The following is a 17213-nucleotide window of genomic DNA, read 5'->3' on the forward strand; positions in this document are numbered from 1 at the left end:
GGTCTCTGATCATTAACACCAGCCTTATTTTTATTACTATCTGTTCCATGTCATCATATGCCATTTGATTGTTTGGAATGGCTTGTGCAAAAAAGCACTAGCCACTCCAAAACTAACCAAATTAATCGTCACAAATCACATGTCAATGGGTTTGTACCTTCTTCAGCCTGTTTGCCTAATTTCTCACGTAATTGTTTAAATTTATTCGTATACGCTTCAGGAGCCTCGAAAACCTGTATCTTTGAAGCCAGTCCATTTTCTTCAGCTGCAGTAAGTACTTCACGACATGAATCACACGCGGCCTTATCGACATAACCTTTTAATGTTCCTCCTGCTTGAACACGCCCATTTTGCTGTAAGTTATACAGATAGTGGATACTTTTAACCTCTGAATCATAAAACCGGTTCGCACCATCACTCGTCGTACGTCCTGCATATGTTTTTGCTGAATATGATAGTGAGTCTGTACTCTTAAGCCATCTTTTAACTTAAAGTCCATAAATCCTTTTGGAGACTGTGTTATAAACTCCACAGCATGAAGGTTAGCCGTTACACATAACGCAGAGATAATGGCCCATTTCGTTAGCTTTAACATAATGATATGCCTTAAATTCGACAGAACTGGCTTTGATATTCTTCTGCAGCCAACGCTTCTTCCGCATCAGCTTCTGACTCTAGCACTGATAACTCTTCTCGCTCGACAATTCCAGCTTCTGCAAGCTCTGTTGCCTCCAAGGCTTCAAAAGCGTCAAAAAATGCCGCACCTAGTCCATCCAATGCAAAGAAAACCCCGACAAATTCTAATAACTTTTGTCCAAATGATGGTTTTTGATCTGACTCAGTTAATTTACGATGATCAATTTTCAATTGCTGCGGAAACCAACGATCCATTAGTTGCTTATTGGTCATATCACTAAGACAATAACGACTTACATAACTTTGATCATATAAATGCTTCCCTTCTTTAGTACACACTACATCAAAAAAACCTTGGTCATTGCGGTACGCGACAGCAAGTCTTACCAAACGATATTGAGCAGCTAACTGTTCAATATTATAACGATAACTTGACTGATTTAGACTAAAGCTCAAATAGTCCTTTAATGCGTCTAAATCTTCTGAGGTAATGGGTTGATTATATTTCACTAAATGATCAATAGCCTTAGGATAAATACCATTTTCAGTCCACTGCTCAGTAACTGTCTCTTTTTTGGCATCCCGCATAAGCTGTGCAGCTAAAGCATACTTAGCACGTAAAGCAACACCAGGTATTTTATCCTTTGCACCATTATATATATCTTCATCCACGCCTGATAAAGTGCGTTGTAAAAGGATAAACTGGTCAGGTTTACCTATTGAAGTTGCTTTTTCATAACCTAGTTGTTTTTTTAATTTTAAAAAAAAATTAATACTTCCAGGTATACGATTTTGTGACATTAAAAACTGATTCCATGCTTCTTCTGCATCATTGAATAACGTTCGTTCGACATCAGTTGCGATATTATACAGCTCATCCTTACTACGTACTTCCGAATATAAATCTTTAGGGTTAACCAGAAAAAGTTCTTTTATACGACTATCAGTTATATTATATGACTTTACTTCACTATTTTTTAACGCCCACCGTAATGACTTTATCGGTGTATTCAGGAGCTTAGCTTCATTTAAAGAGGGTGTCTGAGCAAATGAGTAACTGATTGAAGAAAGCCCAAATACTATAGACAATATTTTTCGCTTATTTATTTTCACACTATTCCCCTTGAGTTTTACTCTAGCTTACTAATTTTTTATCTTTCATTACAAACAAAACACGAGAACAGCATACTTAATTATATTAGTGCATTTCTTATTCACCTCTCTACAAACAAATACTAATAAAAAGCATAAAACATTTTATGCAACACCCTACTTACAATAAGAAAGCAACCATTCAAAAAATAATGAAAACGACAAACATTAAATAACCTACACTCTATTTTTACTTTAAAAAAGAAATTTAAAGCTACAATAATTTAATAGGCAACCACTTGCATTTCAATTAATACACCAACATATTTCCCACATCAAGTACTTTTGTTTTAAATTTGTTTTTATGGAATTTCAAACAGCATTATCAAACTAACGAAGCAATAAAATAGTGACGATAATCTCTCAACACAGCGTCACATTAATAAACAAGCATAAACTGTTAATATCATTTATTTAAATTATTATATTTTTTAATTTAATTTCCTCACAAAAAAAACCGGCTAATGGCCGGTTTTTTATAACATTAAATATTGCAAGGTTAATTACTACAGTAATGTGCTATGGCAAGCCTATTCGCAGAAATAATCTACCTTAATGCATCACTATAGACTCATGCAAACATTAATCCTCTTTTCCAAAAACTGTATTTTCTTGCTCTTGCACTCGAATAAATGTTGTCCGCTTGGTCAGCTCTTTTAGCTTAGCCGCGCCAACATAAGTACATGTTGAACGAACCCCACCCAAAATATCCTCAATTGTATTATGCACAGAACCACGGTAAGGTAATAATACCGTTTTACCCTCTGCTGCACGGTAGTTTGCAACACCACCAGCATATTTTTTCATTGCAGAGGAAGAAGACATACCATAAAATTGAACAAATTTTTGTCCATCTTTTTCTATGATTTCACCACCACTTTCATCATGTCCGGCTAACAAACCACCCAACATAACAAAGTCAGCACCTCCCCCGAACGCCTTCGCAACGTCTCCAGCACAGGTGCATCCACCATCACCAATAATACGACCACCTAAGCCATGGGCTGCATCACCACATTCAATAATTGCAGATAGCTGAGGATAACCAACCCCCGTTTTAACTCGTGTGGTACATACAGATCCTGGACCAATACCAACCTTAACGATATCTGCTCCCGCCAGAATAAGTTCTTCAACCATATCGCCAGTGACTACATTACCGGCAGTTATCACTATGTTAGTAAAAGACTCACGAACATTTTGAACAAACTCAACTAGATGCTCTGAATAACCATTAGCTATATCAATACAAATAAATTTTATATCACTCGACAACTGCAGTATTTCTTTAAGCTTTTGAAAATCCCGTTCAGAAGTACCTGTCGATACCATGACATAATTCAAAAGTTTTTCATCTGCATTTTCAAGAAAAGTAGCCCACTCAGCGACGTTATAGTGTTTATGGATGGCAGTTATCACCTGATGCTCAGCAAGTGCCTGAGCCATAGCAAAACTGCCTACGGAATCCATATTCGCAGCAATAACAGGTACACCAGACCATTGACTACCACTGTGTTTAAAAGTAAAATCACGGGTTAATTCAACTTGAGATCGGCTATTTAGGGTTGAGCGTTTCGGTCGAAACAAAACATCACTAAAACCCAGTTTCAAGTCGTTTTCGATTCGCATAGTTAATCCTTTCTATTAACTAACTTTCATTGCTCCCCTTATAGTTTTCTATTGGCAGATAGTAAAACTACATAAAGAGCAGGCACAAAAAAACCGGAGCGTTGGCAGACGCTCCGGTTTTCAGCATTATATACAAAAAGGCTGCTTTAGCAACATAAAGTTACTCCTTTCTTCCATTCTTTTTGGAATAACTTGCGACAAAGGAAATAAGAAATCATACTTTTCCTTTTTATTTACGATAAAACAACCTTCCTATTAATTAAGTTAATTTTAAATGGATCGCAAAGAATTTATTTGTCTGTGATATCAGAAGTCACTTCTTATTACACTATTAAATACTCCCACCCCGCGGTGTATTTCAACTTGAAATAAAAAAAGCCTCTATCTCGCCTCGTACACATTTTGTTCACATCTTTTGATATGACACAAGTCTCAAATCGATTACCATAATTATACTCTGCTCACTTTTCCCTTGTGAGGTAATCTGCATGACACGAATTCTTAGCTCATTACTCCTACTGACTACCTGCTGGTGTACTACTTTCGCTAGCGCCAACGAAAGTGAGCAACCCGAAGCACAAGAGTTTGCAAAATGGGCCCAAAATACTTGGGAAAACATGGATCGCCAAACAGGCACTATTATCCTACCTAACGGGGTTGCCACCTTAAATGTACCTGATGATTTTTACTATTTAAGTCCGAAAGATGCTGAAGTAGTACTTGTTAAATTTTGGGGCAATGTTCCAGGCGATACAACATTAGGCATGCTCTTCCCAGCCTCGTATACTCCATTTGATAGTAATGCCTGGGCTGTTGAGATTGATTACGAAGAAGATGGTCACGTAGACGATGAGGATGCAGCGGATATCGACTACGATGACTTGCTTGACGATATGCAGTCTGCCGTAAAAGAAGCCAGTAAAGATAGAGTAGCGCAAGGTTATGAAAGTATTGAGCTCGTTGGCTGGGCAGCTACGCCATACTATGACAGCAAAGGTAAGAAATTACATTGGGCCAAAGAGCTTAAGTTTGGCGATAGCGAAGATAATACGCTGAATTACAATATTCGGATTTTAGGCCGCAAAGGCGTACTTACCATGAATTTTATTGCGGGGATTAATCAACTCCCACAAATTAATAGTCAGCTTGATACAGTCCTTACCATGGCTTCATTTAATGAAGGTCAGCGCTACAGTGATTTTGATCCGTCAATCGACAACGTAGCAGCTTATGGCATTGGAGCTTTAATTGCTGGCAAAGCTGCAAGCAAGCTAGGGATTCTTGCAGGTTTACTGTTAGCGTTAAAGAAATTCTGGATTGTCATTGTGGCAGGCTTTATTGGTATATTTCGGTGGATTAAAGCAAGATTTAATTAACAGTGTCAGTCTCACTGCAAAAAAGCGCTCTTAAAACAGCGCTTTTTTTCTATGTTAGTTTTTAAGCAACATCAGAAGAGGCTTGGCACGGGGTTGTTTTTGTCTGTGAAGAATTGGTTTTAACCCAACTTTCATGTTGCCATTCACAACGAGCTTGAAGCTCTTCATCAGGCAAATGGCAGCTATTGTTCGCATACCAACTAAATGTATGAAACCCCGTAAGCTCAGTTTCTAAATGCACTGTTGCTGCAACCCAATACATTTTCTTTAGTACAGCCTCAAACTTATGTAGCCACTGCCCCCAGTCCCCTTCAACTTCACGATAAGAAGCACCAAAGTGGATCACTTGGGTCAAATAAGTGCCATATGAAGGCTCAACACCAGACACTGCAAATAGATCACGTGATAAAAAAGGCCACTCATCATGCTTAGGAAGCGAATTAATCACTCGAAGATTATGATAGCGACGCTTTAATATTTCAGTCTCACTGCCTGATGGCAAATCCTTGATACAACCATAAACAATGGATTCGCGATCCAAAAGCTACTCCTTAAATAACCGACAAAAGTCGTCTATTATGCCCAGCTCCCTATGGGGAAACAACTCAATTACTCAACCTTTTAACAATTAACCATACGATTATCTATTGTTAGCTGATACTTCCAGTCTAAGGCAAAAGGTTAATGGCTAAAGGGCAAACAATAGTAGTGTCAGAGGCCTGCCAAGTAAAACCCAGCCTCAGCAATTTCGATGACGCCTCACAAAAAAATAAGTCTTAGATCCGCTTAACCAAACAAATTCTGCCAAAAACCAGGCGTCTTTAATGAAGCTTCACAGTGTTGCAGCTGATTTTCATATTGTTTAGCTTTACGTTGTACTCGACGAGCAACCCCTTGCAACCAATGTTTACGTTTATACGTTCCTCGACGAAAACCACCCCATCCTTCGTGATAAGTCAAATACTGTAACTGAGCATTATTTTGAGAAACACCATTAATCTGACGTGTTTTTTTGGTGTACCAACCAATAAAATCTATCGCATCCGAAAAATCGTCTCGTACGGCCCCCCAACGTCCTGCTTCACGCAAGTAATCTGCCCAGGCACCATCAATTGCTTGTGCATAACCATAGGCTGAAGAACGATGAGGTCCCGGAATAAAGCCCAAATACCAACGGCGAGGTGGGCGTGCATTAGCAATAAAGCTAGACTCATGATACATAATTGCCATCATCACTGGGATGGGTGTCCCCCAGCGTTGATGGCTGGTATTTGCCGCCTGATACCAATCCAGGTTATCTGCAAAAACATCACATAAGTTATGAGGATTTTCTGGTGGGGGCGTATGAGCACACCCTGATATCAGCACACTAAACAACAGCAATGACAGCCTCAATCGCTGCCATGCTGTTCTGCATCTTGGAGATGCGCTATGTTTCCAATAGTGCCAATAGATCGTGCTCATCGAGTATTGGGATTCCTAATGACTCAGCTTTGCTTAATTTAGAACCTGCTTTTTCGCCAGCAATGACTGCTGTAGTCTTTTTTGACACAGAACCCGCTACTTTTGCTCCCAGCAATTGTAATTTTTGCTTAACTTCGTCACGACTCATGACGGATAATGTGCCTGTCAACACATATATTTTGCCAACCAATGGCAAGTTTTCTTGCTCAGTCCGAGACTGCTCAGACCAATTTACGCCAGCCACTTTAAGTTGATCAATAACATCTCGATTATTCTGCTGTTTAAAGAAATACACAATGTGATGTGCAACTACAGGCCCAACATCAGGCACTTGTTGTAAGAGTACTTCTTCTGTATCGATTAATGCGTTTAAGGAGCCAAAGTAGCTGGCCAAGGTAAGCGCGGTTGTCTCCCCAACCTCTCGAATACCCAAAGCATAAATAAAACGAGCTAATGTAGTGTGTTTAGAACGTTCAATCGCGTCTATCAAGTTCTGAGCTGACTTATCACCCATCCGCTCAAGCTGTATCAGTGCATCCTTTTCAAGTGCATATAAATCAGCGACTGAATTTACAAGCTCCTGATCAACCAATTGCTCAACTAACTTATCCCCCAAGCCATCAATATCCATTGCTCGCCGACTCGCAAAATGTTTTATCGCTTCCTTGCGTTGGGCTAAGCACACTAAACCGCCTGTACAGCGTAAAGCAGCTTCTCCAGCAATCCGCTCCAGTTCAGACCCACAAACAGGACAGGACGTAGGCACAACAATATCCTGCTCTTCCCCTGAACGTTGTTCTAAGACCACACGAACCACCTTAGGAATCACGTCCCCAGCTCGATGAACAATGACGGAATCGCCCACTTTAATACCCAATCGCGCCACTTCATCCAGGTTATGCAAGGTCGCGTTACTTACTGTAACCCCTCCAACAAAAACCGGTTTAAGTCGAGCAACGGGGGTCAGTGTCCCAGTCCTCCCCACTTGAAACTCAATTGCTTCCAATGTGGTCATTTCTTCTTGCGCTGGAAATTTATAAGCAATGGCCCAGCGTGGTGCGCGAGAGACAAAACCCAGCTTATCTCTTAAGGCTAATGCATTCACTTTAAAGACGATGCCATCGATTTCGTAAGATAATTGCTCACGACGAGCCAGTAATTGCTGATAGTAAGTGCCACAGGCTTGAATAGAAGGCAGAACGGCCATTTCCTTATTGATTTTAAAGCCCCACTTATTAAGTTGTTGCAAGATTTGACTATGATCTCCTGGCAGGTCACCACTGCAAACACCCACACCATAACAACACATTTCTAAAGGGCGTGTAGCCGTAACGCGAGAGTCGAGTTGTCGTAGACTACCCGCAGCTGCATTACGAGGATTAACAAATGCCTTTTCACCTTTTGCCTGAGCCTGTTCATTAAACTGAAGGAAACCAGCCTTAGGCATATAAACCTCACCCCGAACTTCTAAGCGATCAGGCACATCCTCAGCTAAAAGTACTAATGGAATTGAATGAATTGTCCGTAAATTTTGGGTAATGTCTTCACCACGCTGTCCATCACCACGTGTTGCACCTCGAACCAGTTTACCCTTTTCATACAACAAACTAACGGCAATACCATCCAGCTTTGGCTCTGCAACATATTCAATATCAGCAATAGCTAACCGTTCCCTGCATCGACGATCAAAGTCCTGTAACTCCTCTGCCGAAAAAGCATTATCCAATGATAGCATTGGCATTTCATGGGTAACCGTCGTAAATGCACTCGCAGGTTCTGCACCTACCCGCTGAGAAGGAGAATCTGCAGAAACAAGTTGTGGATACTCCTGCTCCAACGTTTGTAAACGTCGCATTAGGCGATCATATTCTGCGTCAGGAACTGCAGGATCATCCAAGACATAGTAACGGTAATTATGCTGATTAATTTCCTGTCGAAGCTGTTCAATTTCACTCACAACATGAGGGGGAATGGTCATAGCCAAATACCTAATACGTCCAACCGTTGATAAAGCAGATAAAAATAATTCATCATAAAAAAAGCCGGTGCTGTTATAGACCGGCTTATGCCATACCCTTCACTTTGGGTATAAAATTCAGTGCTATGTTAATGTACTACAGTTTAAGGGCTATAAGCACCAGTAAAGCGATTAACGCACCATTTGTTTACGCACCAGGTGACGTCGTTCATAGTCCATAATGCGCTGTTTGCAGTGTTCAAGCGTTTGTTGTGTCATCACACTACGATTTTCGTCTTTTAAGCTCCCACCTAATGTAGATGCAATATCATGGGCTGCTAATGCCATTTGCTCGAACGCACGCATGGGTTTATCTGGTCCTGGTAAGCTCATAAAAAAGCTAACAGCAGGTGTACAATATTCATCCATATTATCAAGGTCAAATGTACCTGGCTCTATACCATTAGCCATACTGAACATCAAAGCACCTTTTGCCCCTCGAGTTACAGAGGTGTCATAGCAATGAAAAATGTTCATATCACCATAACTCAAACCATTTCTGGTAAGAATGGTTAATAGCTCATCACCCGCAAACGTAGTATCCGATTTGGCAATTACATGGATCACAATAATATCTTCAACAACTTTATTTTCTTCTGCAGACTCCTCTGTCAGTGCCACATCAGCAGCCGCTTTCTTAGATTGTTTCCAGCCTTTATTAGGCTCCTTGCTACTGACTTTACTACCAGACTTGGCAACCGTTTTAATGCCATCTGCCGCATTTTTAAGTAACGATGAATGTGTTGACTCCCCTTTAGCTGAGCTTTTACGTCGTTCATGATGGGGACTGCTCCCCATAGCAGCAGAGCTGACATGATCTGCAGGGTTAGCAACCAAAGGCTCTTCTGCATCAGCATAGCCGTCAGCCACTTTATCTGTTATGACAGGTGGTTCGTGATCAGTAGCTGATTGCATAGCATCAGCGTTTCTTTGCTTTTGTTGTGCTGACTGCAAACGCTGGACAAGAGCTTCCTGCCCTGTATTTGAAAATGGTTGCTTATGACTATCAACCTGATCAGAAAGTGATGGCTCAGCAGATTCCTGTTGAAAATGAGGCTCTACTTTTTTAAACGTTGTTTGCTCTGCATCATGTGCTGTATCTCCTTTTATCAGACGAGCTCCACCATGAGGTAACTCACCATTACAGTCGTCGTAATAATCTACGCCACCACTGAGTCCCAAAGAAAGCTCATCCGCTTTCTTCCGATTAACTCGCATACGACGGTAGCCGTCAAAAATGATACCAGCAATCAATAGAAAGCCGATAATAAATATGATTTCTCGCAAACCTATATCCATTGTGCCTTAATACCCTCTCGTCGCACACGCACAAGACCGTGGCAAGCAAGCTAGAAACTTTATCTTTAATTATGGTCCAGAGATAAAAAAGGTCGCAATAATAGGCGTAAAAAGTTTTCTTTTTTTCTCACCATTTTGTATCAGACTTGCCAATCACTTATTAGTTTAGTCTTTATACAGCGGCAAGTGCTGCTGCTTGCTCAATATCAACAGCGACCAAACGGGAAACACCGGGTTCATGCATTGTCACCCCCATCATTTGGTTAGCTGCTTCCATCGCGATTTTATTGTGCGTGATATAGATAAACTGTACTGATGATGACATTTCTTTCACCATGCGCGCATAACGACCCACATTTGCATCATCGAGAGGTGCATCGACCTCATCCAGCATACAAAATGGCGCAGGGTTTAATTGAAAAATAGCAAAAACGAGCGCAATTGCGGTAAGCGCTTTTTCACCACCCGACAATAAATGTATAGTACTGTTTTTCTTACCAGGGGGGCGCGCCATAATTGCTACCCCTGTATCCAATAAATCTTCACCCGTTAGCTCTAAATAAGCACTTCCCCCACCAAACACTTTGGGGAATAATATTTGTAGTCCATTATTGACCAGATCAAAAGTCTCTTTAAAACGTGCTTTCGTTTCCCGATCAATTTTGCGAATCGCTTCTTCAAGAGTAGACAACGCCTGAACCAAGTCATCATTTTGGCTATCTAAATACTTCTTACGTTGTGATTGTGTTTGGTATTCGTCAATAGCCGCCAAGTTAATAGCACCCAGACGCTGAATGCGTCCTGCAATTTTTTCCAGCTCCGTTGCCCACTGAGACTCATTCGCTTCTGTAGGTAAATTTTCTAGGACCGTAGTTAAATCAAAAGAATCTGCTTGCAACTGCTCATGTAAAGACTGACGCTGAACTTCCAAGCTTTGCGCAGTCAGCCGGTATTTTTCTAATGCGGTTCTAACTTGTTGCGCCTGCTGATCTGCTTGTGTTCTTTGCTGTTCAAGCTGGCGCATACCATGATCAATTTCGCCGAGCTGCTGTTTTGCCTCAGTCATTTCTTCTTCAATCAACAACCGTTCTTCTAGCAGTGCTTCCAACTCAACGGTTAAATCATCAACAGGTAGCTCACTTTCCTCCAGCGAAGTGAGAATATCTTGTTTACGAGCGAGCATCTTATCAACCTGTTGCTGTAAACGAACAGCTCCTTGCAATGTTGATGTCAGCTGGGTACTTAACGACTGCTGGCGAAGCGCTAACTGATGGGCTGCATCTTTATCGTGGCGAGCTTGCTGACGTACCTGATCCAACTGCCCTCGGATGCTATCCCGCTGTTTAAGTAAAAACTCACGTCGCTCTTCACCTTGCGCCATTGCATCAATCGCTTCTTGCAACGTTAACCGCGCTTCAGCAACCCGCTCTTGCTCCAGCGTTAACTGTTCACAGAGTTCAGCCTGTTCAAGCTTCAATCGCTCTGCTCGCGCTTTGACTTCATCCACTTTTACTTTTTTGGCACTTAAGTCAGCTTGTAATACAGACAGTTCTCGCTCTTCACTACTCCGTTGCTGACGTTCTGTTTCCAGTTGCTGCTCCACATCTCGCAAGCATTGCTCCGCAATATGCAAAGCTTCCTCTTCTTGCTGAGTTTTGTCAGTAATGTTTTCAATCTGTGCCTGAAGTTCAACCATTTCTTGCTGGCGGGCTAACATCCCGGCAGCAGCATTATCTTCGCGTGTGACTCTTAGCCAGTGATGAGATAACCAAATACCTTCAGGGGTGATAATGCTTTCTCCAATAGGCAAACCATCTAGCATGGCAAAAGCTTCACCCAATGTATCAGCCGTTTTAATGCATCCCAGCCAAGGCTGTAAATCACAATCTGCAGCAATCACTTTCGCAAGTAATGTATTCTGCTCCACCATACCACGAGTTGCTTGCTCAAGGCGCTGAGCATATTTATAGAGTGTTAATGATCCAGAGTTAAATGTGGCTAGTGCTTCAGTAAACGACTCAAACTGGTCAACCGCAAACGCTTGCAGATAATCACCCAACACAGTTTCTACCGCTGTTTCCCAACCTGGAACAACGTTTAAACCTTCAGCTAAACGAGGCTTTTCATTTAATTTGTGTTCAGCCAACCATTGCTGCTGTTCTTCACCATTATCACCCAAGGCCGCTTGATGTAATGCATCAAGTGAAGCATAACGGCCTCGTGCTTCCTGTAAAGTTTGTTGATACTGATTAAGCTGCTGTTGATGTGTATTAATTACCTGGCGTTGACGGGTGATTTGCTCTGCTAGAGACTGAATCAGTTCTTGCCCTTGCTCTTGCTCAAGTAGGCGTTCAGCAATACGTTCAGAAAGCATTTCAATTTCATCGGCAAGAGGATCGATTTGCACACCTGCCTGCTCTTCACGCAAACGTTGCTGGCGTGCTTGTAACCGATCTATTGTTTGCTCCCATTGCTGAATACGAGATCGCTCGACTTCTGCCTGACGTTTAGGTTCAGCCACTTGCTGGTTAAACTGCTCCCAGTCAAACTGCCAGCGTTGCATGGATTCTTCAGCTTCTTGCAATGCCTGAGTAGACATTTCTTCAGTTTCACGTAATAGTTCCAGCTCGGGTTCAAGGCCAGCCAGTTCCTCCGTCAACTGTAATTCTAAACTTTGATCACTCTCTAACAGTTGTTGACTCTCAACAAGATTAGCTTCAGTCTGCTGTAAATCAGCCTTTAATTCTTGAGCTCTCGTTTTACTGTGCTGGATTGTTTGCTCTATTTTACTGATTTCATTGCCAAGACTGTAAAATCGACCTTGAACCTCATTAAAGCGGTCTGTTGCTTCAATATGAAACTGACGTTTTTCTTCCAGTGTTGTATCTACTGATCGTTGCCCAGCAATGTGCTTTTCCAGCTCCACTTCCAACGTGCTCACCTGCTTACGCTCAGTGGTGAGTTTTTCATCAAGCGATTTCCATTTTAACGCTTGCAACTGTGCTTTTTTCAAGCGTTCTTCAGTTTTATATTCTTTGTATTTTTCTGCAGCTTGAGCCTGACGATGTAAATGCTGCAACTGCCGATCAAGCTCGTCTCGTAAGTCTGTCAATCGTTCCAAGTTTTCTTGTGTACGACGAATACGGTTTTCAGTTTCACGACGTCGTTCTTTATATTTAGAAATACCTGCTGCTTCTTCGATAAATACTCGAAGCTCTTCAGGCTTTGACTCAATTAAATTAGAGACAATACCCTGACTGATAATAGCATAGCTCCTGGGGCCTAAACCTGTACCCAAGAAAATATCCGTAATATCTTTTCGACGACACTTAACACCATTAAGGTAATACGAATTTTTTGCGTCGCGTGTAACTTTTCGGCGAATGGATATTTCGTTATACTTTGCATACTCGCCTTTAAGCGTGCCATCACTATTGTCAAACACTAGCTCTACTGATGCTTGTCCAACAGGTTTACGTCCTTTGGAGCCATTAAAAATAACATCTGTCATTGACTCTCCCCGCAAATTTTTTGCGGAGCTCTCACCCATTACCCAACGTACGGCATCAATAATATTTGATTTGCCACAGCCATTCGGCCCGACAATCCCACTCATGTTAGTGGGAAATGGTACGGTGGTAGGGTCTACAAAAGATTTAAAACCAGCTAGCTTAATACATTTAAGACGCATGGAATTCTGCTTGCCTTAAGTACAACAATTTGAGTCAAAGTCCTAGCGAAACAATCGGGCCATTATCCTGATTTATCCGTTACAGTGAATTATTTTTTGTTGCTAATTGTTAATCAACCACTATAGGTTCAACACTTGTTCACATTTATACCCTTTATATGAGGTATAAAATCCACACGTAACGTCTAATAATGCAAAACTGCGCTTAGTTTAATCAGCTTTAATCTATGTGTATACACATTAATCAGCCAAAATTAGTTATTTACAAAGCATTTTGTATACCAGTATCTAAAACAACGCTACTAAGCCAGCCCACAAGTACAAGTGCTATTTATTGCATAAGAGAGGTGTTTTACACTGCAAAATAACTCGTCACTTTCAGCATAAAACAACGCGTGCCAGCAATGGAATTCAGTGCTAGCACGCCAAAAATTTCACAGCTAAGTGTGATTAAGCAGATACACTTTAGGCAAGTGTTACTTCTGGTACGCTGTGCTCATTAGACATAATGGCTAAAACCGAGTCACGATTACTATGTGCATAATTTCGTACTAACTGTTCAATACGAACAACATCACGCTGCATAATCGAAATCAGGATTTGATTAAAAAAGTTGAGTGATTGTTCTAATTCTTCTTCACGACGTGATAACGCTAAATGATAGGTACGGTGAATTGCAGGTTGTAGATTATTAAGAATCTGGGTTAAATAAGGATTTTTAACAATGTTATTCGCTAAATCGATAACCACAAAACTACATTTGACGAACTCTTCTATATTTCCCTCACGAGCAAGATTCTTTAGCCGTTCAAGATAAACTTCAAAAGGCTTCAGCTGGTGTAATTCCTTCCATTTACCTGCTAACTCTACAGCTAACATGGTATAAAGGTTTTCCACCATTACGTACAAACAGCGAATTTTATGCTCCGTTAAGTCACTTACCATTGCGCCACGCCGTGGTAAAATATCAATCAAGTGGCGACGTTGCAGCAGCAGCAGTGCTTCACGAACAGATCCCCGGCTGACATCAAGCTCATGAGCAATTTTTAACTCTTGAATACGCTCACGAGATTTTAGCTTACCAGTGATAATTTTATTCGCTAAGTGTTGTGCAATCTGCTCAGTGAGGCTATCAGCAGCTTTGAAAAACATAATCGAAAACAGTCCCCCCAATAAAGCAAGATCAAGCAGCCAATACAGCGTATGGCGAATAGCTAGATGGGTGAGGCTTGGCTAACAAAGTGAGACTAACGAAAAATAGGCTGTGTTAAGTGAGCCAGGCCTTGGCCAAAATATCCATCCACTACCAGTCACTCACAAGTCATGCATAAACAGGTATCACTCACCTGTCGGCCTATTGGTATCTGGTATTTCTTCCACACGCTAAAACCACTAGGTTACCAATTTAACGCGCTTAACAAAAAAAAACCGCATGAATTAGCAACCTAACATTTATCATTTGTTCCTTTACGGTACTACTTACTTAACATTCAAATTATTTAATAGATTGTTAACACAAACAATATGATATTAACAACTACACAACAAATGTTACTTCTCTTTATAACACGATACAAAAAACAACACTAGCAATGTAATGCGAATTTATGGCTCGAAAGGTATTTTTAGTTTTATTACATCATCCTGATCTTTAATGGATACCCCAGACTGGACCATGCGCCCATTAACTTGTTTAGGATTACCCGTGGCTGAAACCAGTGCCACCACATCCACAGTAGTCTGCTGTGATAATTTCATATCAGGCATCATACTTTGGCTATCATCAAGGGTGACCAACCTGGGCAGCTCTGATAACTGTAAAACGCTCACTGCTACAGGCATCTTAACCCCAACAGGACGAGCCAAAACATAGACTTTTGCCGTTCTAGGAAGTGTGGTTAACAGCTTGGGGTCAACTTCAACCAAAACCTGTAGTTTCACTGCTGCTGTTGCAGTAGATGCAGTCCCTCTATCTATATCAGCTTGGGCCGAAGATGGAGCATTTACTAATGAGGATTGCTCTGTTTGCTGCTCAGCAAGTAGTTGTCTTGCCTTAGTGATTCCCTGTTGAATTGGCTGAGCTTCACCCTCTGGAATACCTGAATCAAGAATTTGCTGCCAATGATCAATGGCCAGCTGATATTTTCCTGATTCAAATGCAGCAATTCCCAATAAGCCAAGAGCTATTTGTTGTTTGGGTTTATGCTGTAAAGCTTGCTTAGCATAGGCAATCACTTCATCGGTCATTCGATTACCATTTGCCAAATATAGCGTTTCCGCCAGTCTCGCCATAACCTCAGCATCATTAGGCACTAACGATTGTAAGGTTTGATACGCTGTTAATGAGTCAGAGTAGCGTTGCTGTGCAGCATAGACTCGTGCCAGCCAAAACCAGCCATCTTTGTTCTCTGGCTGTTTTTGTACTGCACTTTCAAGCTTTTTGGTAAGTTCAGGCAAAGATAAGTTAGCCAGCTCCGCAGAAGAAGGCATTGAAGCAACCATAGCAAGTTCCTGACTTGCACCAAGTTGCCAGTAAATAGCCAATGCTAGGCATGGAACAATAAAAGCCATACCCCACATACTAAGCCTAGCTAGTTTTGGTGTTATACCCTGCGTTTGATCCAGCTCCTCCTTTCCTTGAACATCCTTGAGCAGCTGCCGTTGTAACTCAACTACCATCGTTTGGTGATCAATGGCTGAAATATCACCACATTCCAGACTGCTATTAAGCTCTGCTAACCGTTGCTGATATAAAGTTACATTAAGCTTATCCTGTTGTTTTTCCAGCACTAGCACCATGTCATCAGTAGTGTTTAGTGCACTTGCTGTAGCAACTGTTTTTCGTAATAACGGAGACAAGATAAAAAAAACGGCCACTAAGGCAAGAACAATAAGGCTTATCCAATACAACATCATCACGACTTTTCTGACTCCTTAAGAATCACAGTTAACGCAGCCTTTTCTTCTTCAGACAATGCCTGTGGTTGTGCTTGAGATCGTCGGCGCCACAGCAGGTGGCCCAGTACAAGAAGCCCGACAGTAAGTAAGATAAAGGGTAAGCTCCATAACAGCCAAGTACGATGATCCCAGGGAGGATTGTAAAGAACGAAATCACCATAACGTGACTGCATAAAGTCGATAATGGCCTTGTCAGACTCACCGACCTGCAACATTGTGTAGATTTTACGCCGCAGATCCACGGCGATAGGTGCATTAGAGTCAGCAATATTCTGGTTTTGACACTTTGGACAACGTAACTCTTCTGTCAAAACCTGGAAGCGCTCACGCTGCTGATCAGAGCTGAACTCATAGGTATCAATCGCAGCCCAACTCAAAGAAACTAAGCTGGTGCAAATAAATAGCACGCTGATAAATTTGAGCACGTTAGACCAGGTTGCCTGACTCATGATGGGCCTCCTTTACCTTGCAACTGGCTGACAATTGGCTGAAGCGACTCTTGCCATACTCGCTCATCAATAACACCAATATGCTTGTAACGAATGACGCCTTGCCGATCAACGACATACGTTTCTGGTGCGCCATATACCCCTAACTCAATACCTAAATCTCCAGAAGCATCAACCACAGTAGCTTGATAGGGATTACCCAGTTTCGCCAACCACTGCTTTGCCTGTTGGGTATCATCTTTGTAATTAATCCCAACAATACGCACCCCCTGCTGCTGAGCCAGCCTCAATAAAAAAGGATGTTCAACATGGCAGGAAGGACACCAGGTTGCCCACACATTAACTAACGTGACCTCGCCCTTAAGTAATGAAGCATCAAGCGTTTTTTGATTTTCTCCTAGCCCTGGGAGAGAAAACACAGGAAACGGTTTATTGAGTAATGCAGATGGCAACGTACGAGGGTTCTGGTACAAAGCTTGATAGAGAAAACCAGCCAGTAACAAAAACACTAACAGCGGGATGAATAACTTTAGTCGTTTCAT

At 41.5% G+C, this 17213-nt stretch carries 13 protein-coding genes; 1 reads left to right on the forward strand and 12 read right to left on the reverse strand.

The annotated features are described in order from the left end of the window. Positions 1 to 319: 319 nt before the first annotated feature. The 3 genes from KCG35_RS15690 to KCG35_RS15700 all read right to left on the reverse strand — a co-directional run bounded on the left by KCG35_RS15690 (position 320) and on the right by KCG35_RS15700 (position 3417). On the reverse strand, positions 320 to 595 hold the full coding sequence (locus KCG35_RS15690; protein WP_215820739.1) for a hypothetical protein: 276 nt from the start codon (positions 593 to 595) through the stop codon (positions 320 to 322). An 11-nt stretch (positions 596 to 606) separates the two neighbouring features. After that, complete coding sequence (locus KCG35_RS15695; RefSeq protein ID WP_215820740.1) at positions 607 to 1749, reverse strand: hypothetical protein; 1143 nt, start codon at positions 1747 to 1749, stop codon at positions 607 to 609. Between the two features lie 621 nt (positions 1750 to 2370). Continuing rightward, positions 2371 to 3417 carry a GMP reductase gene (locus tag KCG35_RS15700; protein WP_215820741.1) on the reverse strand — a complete coding sequence of 349 codons (1047 nt, stop codon included), beginning with the start codon at positions 3415 to 3417 and terminating at the stop codon, positions 2371 to 2373. Between the two features lie 488 nt (positions 3418 to 3905). Between KCG35_RS15700 and KCG35_RS15705 the strand changes: the two genes are divergently transcribed. Further along, positions 3906 to 4793, forward strand: coding sequence for a DUF2167 domain-containing protein (locus tag KCG35_RS15705; protein ID WP_215820742.1), 888 nt, complete (start codon positions 3906 to 3908; stop codon positions 4791 to 4793). 61 nt (positions 4794 to 4854) lie between these two features. On the opposite strand, the gene KCG35_RS15710 is transcribed toward KCG35_RS15705, so the two are convergent. The 9 genes from KCG35_RS15710 to KCG35_RS15750 all read right to left on the reverse strand — a co-directional run bounded on the left by KCG35_RS15710 (position 4855) and on the right by KCG35_RS15750 (position 17213). Then, positions 4855 to 5334 carry a hypothetical protein gene (locus KCG35_RS15710; RefSeq protein ID WP_215820743.1) on the reverse strand — a complete coding sequence of 160 codons (480 nt, stop codon included), beginning with the start codon at positions 5332 to 5334 and terminating at the stop codon, positions 4855 to 4857. A 245-nt stretch (positions 5335 to 5579) separates the two neighbouring features. Beyond that, entirely contained in the window at positions 5580 to 6257 is a 678-nt protein-coding gene (locus KCG35_RS15715) for a transglycosylase SLT domain-containing protein (RefSeq protein ID WP_230409207.1), read from the reverse strand. Then, positions 6223 to 8235, reverse strand: a complete 2013-nt coding sequence (gene ligA, locus KCG35_RS15720) for an NAD-dependent DNA ligase LigA (RefSeq protein ID WP_215820744.1) — start codon at positions 8233 to 8235, stop codon at positions 6223 to 6225. Before ligA ends, KCG35_RS15715 begins: the two co-directional genes overlap by 35 nt. Positions 8236 to 8406: 171 nt before the next feature. Further along, positions 8407 to 9573 (reverse strand): cell division protein ZipA, encoded by a 1167-nt coding sequence (gene zipA / locus KCG35_RS15725; RefSeq protein ID WP_215820745.1) that lies wholly within the window; start codon positions 9571 to 9573, stop codon positions 8407 to 8409. Positions 9574 to 9745: 172 nt separating this feature from the next. Then, on the reverse strand, positions 9746 to 13264 hold the full coding sequence (smc, locus tag KCG35_RS15730) for a chromosome segregation protein SMC (protein WP_215820746.1): 3519 nt from the start codon (positions 13262 to 13264) through the stop codon (positions 9746 to 9748). A gap of 465 nt (positions 13265 to 13729) precedes the next feature. Further along, the gene (locus tag KCG35_RS15735) at positions 13730 to 14416 is read right to left on the reverse strand and encodes a GntR family transcriptional regulator (protein ID WP_215820747.1); all 687 of its coding nucleotides are present in this window, start codon (positions 14414 to 14416) and stop codon (positions 13730 to 13732) included. Positions 14417 to 14869: 453 nt separating this feature from the next. Beyond that, positions 14870 to 16180: a c-type cytochrome biogenesis protein CcmI gene (gene ccmI / locus KCG35_RS15740; RefSeq protein WP_230409208.1), complete on the reverse strand. Its 1311-nt coding sequence runs from the start codon at positions 16178 to 16180 to the stop codon at positions 14870 to 14872. Continuing rightward, positions 16180 to 16671: a cytochrome c-type biogenesis protein gene (locus KCG35_RS15745; protein ID WP_215820749.1), complete on the reverse strand. Its 492-nt coding sequence runs from the start codon at positions 16669 to 16671 to the stop codon at positions 16180 to 16182. Before KCG35_RS15745 ends, ccmI begins: the two co-directional genes overlap by 1 nt. Beyond that, positions 16668 to 17213 (reverse strand): DsbE family thiol:disulfide interchange protein, encoded by a 546-nt coding sequence (locus tag KCG35_RS15750; RefSeq protein ID WP_215820750.1) that lies wholly within the window; start codon positions 17211 to 17213, stop codon positions 16668 to 16670. Before KCG35_RS15750 ends, KCG35_RS15745 begins: the two co-directional genes overlap by 4 nt.

It is taken from the genome of Zooshikella harenae (assembly GCF_018837975.1).
Lineage (GTDB): Bacteria > Pseudomonadota > Gammaproteobacteria > Pseudomonadales > Zooshikellaceae > Zooshikella > Zooshikella harenae.

Bases quoted from the DNA above. Each gene is read 5' to 3' on its own strand.
- KCG35_RS15690 (WP_215820739.1), bottom strand. From the start codon at position 595: ATGTTAAAGCTAACGAAATGGGCCATTATCTCTGCGTTATGTGTAACG.
- KCG35_RS15700 (WP_215820741.1), bottom strand. From the start codon at position 3,417: ATGCGAATCGAAAACGACTTGAAACTGGGTTTTAGTGATGTTTTGTTT.
- KCG35_RS15705 (WP_215820742.1), top strand. From the start codon at position 3,906: ATGACACGAATTCTTAGCTCATTACTCCTACTGACTACCTGCTGGTGT.
- KCG35_RS15715 (WP_230409207.1), bottom strand. From the start codon at position 6,257: ATGAGCACGATCTATTGGCACTATTGGAAACATAGCGCATCTCCAAGA.
- ligA (WP_215820744.1), bottom strand. From the start codon at position 8,235: ATGACCATTCCCCCTCATGTTGTGAGTGAAATTGAACAGCTTCGACAG.
- zipA (WP_215820745.1), bottom strand. From the start codon at position 9,573: ATGGATATAGGTTTGCGAGAAATCATATTTATTATCGGCTTTCTATTG.
- smc (WP_215820746.1), bottom strand. From the start codon at position 13,264: ATGCGTCTTAAATGTATTAAGCTAGCTGGTTTTAAATCTTTTGTAGAC.
- KCG35_RS15735 (WP_215820747.1), bottom strand. From the start codon at position 14,416: ATGTTTTTCAAAGCTGCTGATAGCCTCACTGAGCAGATTGCACAACAC.
- ccmI (WP_230409208.1), bottom strand. From the start codon at position 16,180: ATGATGTTGTATTGGATAAGCCTTATTGTTCTTGCCTTAGTGGCCGTT.
- KCG35_RS15745 (WP_215820749.1), bottom strand. From the start codon at position 16,671: ATGAGTCAGGCAACCTGGTCTAACGTGCTCAAATTTATCAGCGTGCTA.
- KCG35_RS15750 (WP_215820750.1), bottom strand. From the start codon at position 17,213: ATGAAACGACTAAAGTTATTCATCCCGCTGTTAGTGTTTTTGTTACTG.